The sequence below is a fragment of the Streptomyces palmae genome, from assembly GCF_004684805.1.
GTDB classification, from domain to species: domain Bacteria; phylum Actinomycetota; class Actinomycetes; order Streptomycetales; family Streptomycetaceae; genus Streptomyces; species Streptomyces palmae.
The window spans coordinates 1-6,591 of the sequence record NZ_SRID01000377.1 but is presented as its reverse complement, the minus strand read 5'-3'; the positions used below and the strand labels follow the sequence as shown (position 1 = coordinate 6,591).

Genomic DNA, 6,591 nt, shown 5'->3' with positions numbered 1-6,591 from the left:
GGTGGTGCCTGCGCGGGACGGCGGGTGATCGGGCGTCCGGGTGGGGTGGCGTCGGTACGGGCGGGGTTCGCCGAGTGGGCTCGTGGTGCGGTCGGCGGAGACGTGGTGGGGCCCGGCCGCGAGGGGTAGGGCCGTTCGGCCGGGCGGTGTACCCGCCGCCACCCGGCGGCAGGGGGGCCGTCCGGCGACCGACCCCCATGGGGGACAATGGCGAAGACCGCACCATCCCGGACAGGAGCCGAGCCCCATGCCCCGTCTCGCCGTCTACGCCCTCATCGTCTGCGTCCTCGCCATCGCGGCGGCCGTCGTCTCCTTCACCCAGGGCAGCTGGCTGGGCATCCTGTGGATCCTGATCGTCGGCGTCTCCTCCAACATGGCCTGGTACTACCTGCGCCGCGGCAAGGTGGCCCGCGCGGCCACCGCCGAGCAGGGCTGACCCGCCCTTCCGCACGTCCGACCCCGCCCGAGGCGGCGGACGGGACCGCGAGCGGGCCGGTTCCGGCACAGTGGGGCCATGTCGATGCTGACCGTGTTCTACGCGGACTGGGAGATGGAGTGCTGCGGCAAGCCCTTCTCCGTGGGCGATGAGGTGACCTGGACGGTGATGCGGGTGGATCCGGCCGACCCGCTGCGGCCGGTTTCCGCCGACGCGGTGACCGGCGAGCTGTACGAGTTCACCGGGCACGGCGGGGGCGCCCGGCGCGGTGAGCGGCTGGACCGGGCCGGCCGGGTGCGCCGCATCCGGGTGGTGGCCCAGGGTTTCCTCGCCCCCGGCCCCGGTGAGCCGGCGAGCCACCCGGTGCCGGACGAGTTCTGGTTGCGCCCGGTGGACACCTGCCCCAAGTGGTTCAAGCGCGACGTCGACGGTGTGCAGCCACCCCGCCGGGGGTGCGCCTACCGCCGCCACGAGACGGGCGTCCTGGTCGAGCTGGAGACGCCCGCCGGGAGCTGACCGGCGCGGGAGGGTCTCCGATCGGCTTCCCCTCGGGTGCTCAGGGAGGGGAGCGGATCACTTCGTGCCGTGGTGCCCTGACAATGGGTGGGTGCGCTACGGCATCCTCGGCCCCACCCAGGTCCATCGCGGCGACGGCACCCCGATCGCCCTCGGCGGAGCCCGGCTACGCGCGCTGCTTGCCGCGCTCGCCCTGTACCCGGGGCGGGTCCGCACCACGGAAGCGCTGATCGCCGAGGTCTGGGCCGCCGAGCCGCCGCGTGACGCCCCCGCCGCGCTCCAGGCACTGGTCGGACGGCTGCGCCGGGCGCTGGGGGCCGCGGCCGTGGAGTCCGCCCCGGGCGGCTACCGGCTCTCCGCCGACCCCGAGGACGTGGACCTCCACCGTTTCGAGGAGTTGAGCGCCGAGGGCGCCCGGGCGCTGGCCGATGGGGAGCCGGCCCGCGCCGCCGCCCTGCTGGACCAGGCGCTGGAGCTGTGGCGCGGGCCGGCCCTGGCCGACCTGCCGGACGCCGCCGGGCCGGCCACCCGCGCCCTGGCCCACCGGCTGGCCGCGCGCCGGGCCCGCGCCGAGGCCGACACCGCGCTGGGCCGTCCCGAGGCGGCGGCCTTGGCACTCGCCGAGCTGTGCGCCGGGCACCCGATGGACGAGCCGCTGCACGCGGCGCGCATCCGGGCGCTGCGTGCCGCCGGACGTCCGGCGGAGGCCCTGGCCGCGTACGAGGCGGTACGTGCCGAACTCGCCGATCGGCTGGGCACCGACCCGGGCCCCGAACTCCGCGCCCTGCACGCGGAACTCCTCACCCCGGACACCGCACCGGCGCCCCGGCCGGGCCCCGAGGCCGCGGTCGGGGGGAGTCCGGCCCTGGGCACCCAGGTCGGGGGAACCGCGATCCCGGCCACTCCGGGCACGGCTGCCCTGGGAACCCCGGTCCCGGGCGCCCCCGTCCCGAGCACGCCGACTCGCGGTACCCCGGCACCGGGCATCCCGACGCCAGGCGGCCCCCCGTCCGGGGGCGCCCTCGCCGGGAACCTGCGGGCCCGGCTCACCAGCTTCGTGGGGCGGGAGGCGGAGCTGGCCGCGCTCCGGGAGGAGTTGGGGGTCCAGCGGCTGGTGACGCTGACCGGGCCCGGCGGGGCGGGCAAGACCCGGCTGTCCCAGGAGGCCGCGGAGGCGGTGGCGGCCCGTTGGCCGGACGGTGCCTGGCTGGTGGAACTGGCTCCGCTGGACGACCCGGAGACGGTGCCGGAGGCGGTGCTCACGGCCCTGCGGGCGCGGGAGACGGTGATCCGGGGAAGCTCCGAGGCCCTGCGTGCCGCCGGCGACCCGTCGGCCCGCGATCCGCTGGCCCGGCTGGTGGAGCACTGCGCGGCCCGCCGGATGCTGCTCGTCCTGGACAACTGCGAGCACCTGGTGGACGCGGCCGCGCGACTGGTGGAGCGGCTGCTGGGGGACTGCCCCGGCGTCACGGTGCTGGCCACCAGCCGCGAACCGCTGGCCGTGCCGGGGGAGTCGGTGCGCCCGGTGGACCCGCTGCCGGACCCGATGGCGCTGCGGCTGCTCCAGGACCGCGGCGCCGCCGCCCGCCCAGGCTTCCGGGCCGCCGACGACCCGGTGGCCGCCGCGGAGTTGTGCCGTCGGCTGGACGGTCTGCCGCTCGCCATCGAGCTGGCCGCGGCCCGGCTGCGCTCGCTGACCACACGCCAGTTGGCCGACCGCCTGGACGACCGCTTCCGCCTGCTGACCAGCGGCAGCCGGACCGTACTGCCGCGCCAGCAGACCCTGCGCGCGGTGGTCGACTGGTCCTGGGACCTGCTGGACGAGCGGGAGCGCACCGTGCTGCGGCGCCTGTCGGTGTTCGCCGGAGGCTGCGACCCGGACGCCGCGGAAGCGGTGTGCGGGGACCCGCCGCCGGGCCCGGGCGGTACGCCCTACCCGTACGAAGCGAGGGACCCGGGCGGTGCGCCCAACTCCTGCGAGGCGCCGGGCCCGGGCGGTACGCCCTACCCGTACGAAGCGAGGGACCCGGGCGGTACGCCCAACTCCTGCGAGGCGCCGGGCCCGGGCGGTACGCCCTACCCGTACCAAACCCCGGGCGGTGTGCCGCACCCGCACCGGACGAGCGGTCGCGGTGGCGCGTCGCCGTACCGGCAGGAGGCGGTGGGCGCCGGTGGTGGCCTTCCGTCCGGCCGTGGGGCGGCCGGTCCGCGACCCGAGCGCGTGGACCCCCGTGACGTGGTGGGCGTGCTCGGTTCGCTGGTGGACAAGTCGCTGGTGGTCGCCGAGCCGGCGGACGGGGGGATGCGGTACCGGCTGCTGGAGACCGTGGCGGAGTACGCGGCGGAGCGGCTGGCCGAGTCCGGGGAGCGGGCGGTGGTGGAGCGGCGGCACCTGGTGGCCTACCGCGAGCTGGCCCGTACCGCGGATCCGCTGCTGCGCGGCCCGGCCCAGCGCGTCTGGCTGGAGCGGCTGGAGACCGAGCACGAGAACCTGCGCACCGCGCTGCGCCGGGCGGTGGCCGCGCGGGACGAGCAGGAGGCGCTGTGCCTGGTGCTGTCGCTGGGCTGGTTCTGGCAGTTGCGCGGGCACCACGCGGACGCGCGGCACTGGGCGACGGCGGCGGCCGATCTGGGCCCCGATCCCTTCGCGCCGCCGACCGCCGCGCCCCCGGTGTTCGAGGCGTCCACCTCGGTGCCGCCGCCGATGCCGCCGGATCTGCTGGCGGAGGCGCGGCGCGGGGTGCGGCTGATCATGCTGGGCAACATCGAGGGTGATCTGCGCGAGCTGGCGAGCCCGCGGCGCCGCATGGAGCTGTGCGACGGGCTGCTCGCCGCCTACCGGCCGGGGCTGCCGCAGACCTGCCGGATACCGGGCGCGATGTGGTTCTACGCGGTGATGCTCAGCGGGGACTTCGAGCTGCTGCGGCAGGCGCTGGACGGCTCGGTGGAGACCTCCCGGGAACTGGGCTACGACTGGGAGCTGGCCTTCACGCTCCTCCTGCGGGCCAAGGTGATCCAGGGAAGTCCGCGCTGGTCGCCGGAGGTGGATCTGGTCGACCGGTCGCGTGCGGCGCGGCGGGACGCCGACGAGAGCCTGGAGATCTTCATCCGGGTGGGGGACGCCTGGGGCGCGGCGGAGGCGCTGTCCGGCCGGGGCGAGGCCCATGAGCAGAACGGCGACTACCCGGCCGCGGCGGCGGACTACCGGGCGGCGATCCGGTACGCCGCCGAGCTGGGCGCGCGCTCCCAGGTCACGATGTTGCGGATGCGGCTGGCCGCGGTGTGGATCGAGACCGGGGACGAGCGGGAGGCCGCGGCGGGGGAGAGGGCGCTGCGCGAGGTGGTCGAGGCCGAGGGGCACACCGGCGCGGAGGTGCTGTCCTACGCCCGGCTGCACCTGGTGGTGCGCTGCGGGCAGACCGGTCGGGTCGCCGAGGCGCGCACCCAACTGGGGCTGCTCGCCGAGGACTTCCGCAGTCGCTCGCTGGGCCTGTTCCTGGGGCTGACGGAGGGCATGGAGGGCTGGCTGGACCTGCTGGAGGGGCAGCCCGGGCGGACGGTGGAGCGGGTGCGCGGCGCGCTCGCCAAGACGGCGGATCCGCTGGCCCAGATGGTGGCCCCGCATCTGCCGGTGATGATGCTGCTGACCGCCGCGGAGGCGTACGCGAGCCTCGGCGGGGCGGGGCACGCGGCGACCGCGGCCCGGCTGGTCGGCGCGTACGACGCCCTGCGCCCGCCGGCGCTGGGCCGCCCGGCCGTGGAGCGGGAGGGCCGCCGGAGTGCCGAGGAGGCGGCGCGGGAGGTGCTGGGCGGGGAGGAGTTCCGGGCCGCGCATTCCGCGGGTCGAGGGCTGAGTCTGCCCGAGGCCATCGCATTGGTCTGAACCTTGCGCGCCTCGGGGCGGGGTGCGGTCTAAGGCCCGTCGAATCGGCGAATTCATCACCATATGCGCCGCGCTGACATCTAGCTGCCACTCGGGCGACCGATAAGCGAACAATCGGTGACAGCGGAATGATGTCGTCCACTGGCTGGCAGCCAGTGGCCATTTCCGAGGCTGCCGGAACGGTCGGTCAGTAACACGCTGGTGTTCCCGCCGCTGGTTCCGTGATCGGGCCTCGCTCGGCGAACAGGGCATGTGTGTGAGAAGTGTTGACGACCTGTTGAAGGACTGCTAAATAATCCCGTGGCGGACGCGGGTAGACCCGCTTTCCGGAATTCTTCGAGTGCAGGCCCGCTATCTTCGGGGAGATTTCTATGCAGACAACCGGGCATGCGCACCCGTTTGATATCTGTCCGCGCCTCCGCAATGACGTTGTATTTCTTCGGGTGGATACCGGCATCTATCTGCGGAGCGCCGAAACGTCGTGCGTTCTCAAAGGGGCCGGTGCGTATGAATGGATGTCTGTTCTCGCGCCGCGCATGACGGGCGAGTGGAGCATCGCCGAGCTGTGCGAAGGGCTTGACGAGAACCGTCGGAAAACCGCGTTCGGCCTGATTCGCACGCTGCTTGACCGCGGATTCGCCCGCGATATGCCGCAGTCCGGACCGGATCTGCTGCCGGAGTCGGTGCTGACGGCCTTCGCGCCGCAGATCAACTTCGTGGAGCATTTCACTCATGCGGACCCCCGTACTCCGCAGGAGTTGTTCGCCCGTTTCCGCACCGCGCGGGTCCTGGTCAGCGGGGCGCCGGGCGGTGTCGCCGCCGCCGCGGTCCGCGGCCTGCTGCGCAACGGCCTGGCCGAGGTGGTGGTGGACGACCCGGCCTGGGGTGCCGAGTTCGACGCCGAGATCGCCGCGCTCGCCGGGAAGGGGGTGAGCGCCACGGTCGCCACGGTGCCGGGTACCCCCGAGGACCTGTCCGGGTACGACGCCGTGGTCTGCGCCGCCGACGGGGCGCACACCGCCGCGCTGCTGGACCTGACCCGCCGCGCCCATGGCGCCGAGCCCGGTCCGCGCCTGCTGCCGGTGGTGGTCGACTCCCGCCAGGTGGTGCTCGGCCCGGTCTCCGGGCCGGCCGGACAGCCCTGCTGGGTCTGCGCCCGGCTGCGGCTGGCGGCCAACTCCGACCCGGCGGCCGCCGCCGACTTCTGGCGCGAGCTGGCGCTCGGCCCCGTCGGGGCCCGGCCCGCCGACGCCCAGGGCAGTGCGATCGCCCGGGACATGGTGGGCAACGCGGTCGCCTTCGAGGTGTTCCGACTGCTCACCGGCCAGCTGCGGGAGGACGACGAACGGCACGCCGTGATCCAGGACCTGGCGACCCTGGAGTCCCGGCGGGAGCGCGTGCTGCCGCACCCCGGCTGCCCGCTGGACCACGGTTCCGTGGCGGTCAGTGATGTCATGGACACGCCTAGTGCTCCGGTCGATGACGCGGACGCCTACGGCAAGGCCGCGGTCCTGGTCTCGCCCGGCACCGGCATCATGTCCGGCTGGACCGACGACCCGATCAAGCAGATCCCGTTGAAGACCGGGCGGGTCAGGCTCGCCCCGGCCGGCGAACTGGCCGCCGGCGCCCGCGAGATCAGCGCCTTCGACACCGACACCATCCTGGTCGCCCGCACCCGGGCGGTGCGCTCCGCGGTCCGCGCCTATGTCGCCGCCCTCGGCCCCGGCCGCCACCGGCACCCCGCCGACCCGAGCGC

At 75.1% G+C, this 6,591-nt stretch carries 4 protein-coding genes; all 4 read left to right on the top strand.

The genetic code is table 11. The annotated features are described in order from the left end of the window. Positions 1 to 247 precede the first annotated feature (247 nt). Positions 248 to 436 carry a hypothetical protein gene (locus E4099_RS27070; RefSeq protein ID WP_135341753.1) on the top strand — a complete coding sequence of 63 codons (189 nt, stop codon included), beginning with the start codon at positions 248 to 250 and terminating at the stop codon, positions 434 to 436. 78 nt (positions 437 to 514) lie between these two features. Next, positions 515 to 952, top strand: coding sequence for a DUF6578 domain-containing protein (locus E4099_RS27065; RefSeq protein ID WP_135341752.1), 438 nt, complete (start codon positions 515 to 517; stop codon positions 950 to 952). A gap of 91 nt (positions 953 to 1,043) precedes the next feature. Continuing rightward, positions 1,044 to 4,835 carry an AfsR/SARP family transcriptional regulator gene (locus tag E4099_RS27060; protein WP_135341751.1) on the top strand — a complete coding sequence of 1,264 codons (3,792 nt, stop codon included), beginning with the start codon at positions 1,044 to 1,046 and terminating at the stop codon, positions 4,833 to 4,835. 515 nt (positions 4,836 to 5,350) lie between these two features. Further along, positions 5,351 to 6,591: TOMM precursor leader peptide-binding protein (locus E4099_RS27055; protein WP_167828493.1), on the top strand; the 1,241-nt coding region annotated here is incomplete at its 3' end.

Bases quoted from the DNA above. Each gene is read 5' to 3' on its own strand.
- E4099_RS27070 (WP_135341753.1), top strand. From the start codon at position 248: ATGCCCCGTCTCGCCGTCTACGCCCTCATCGTCTGCGTCCTCGCCATC.
- E4099_RS27065 (WP_135341752.1), top strand. From the start codon at position 515: ATGTCGATGCTGACCGTGTTCTACGCGGACTGGGAGATGGAGTGCTGC.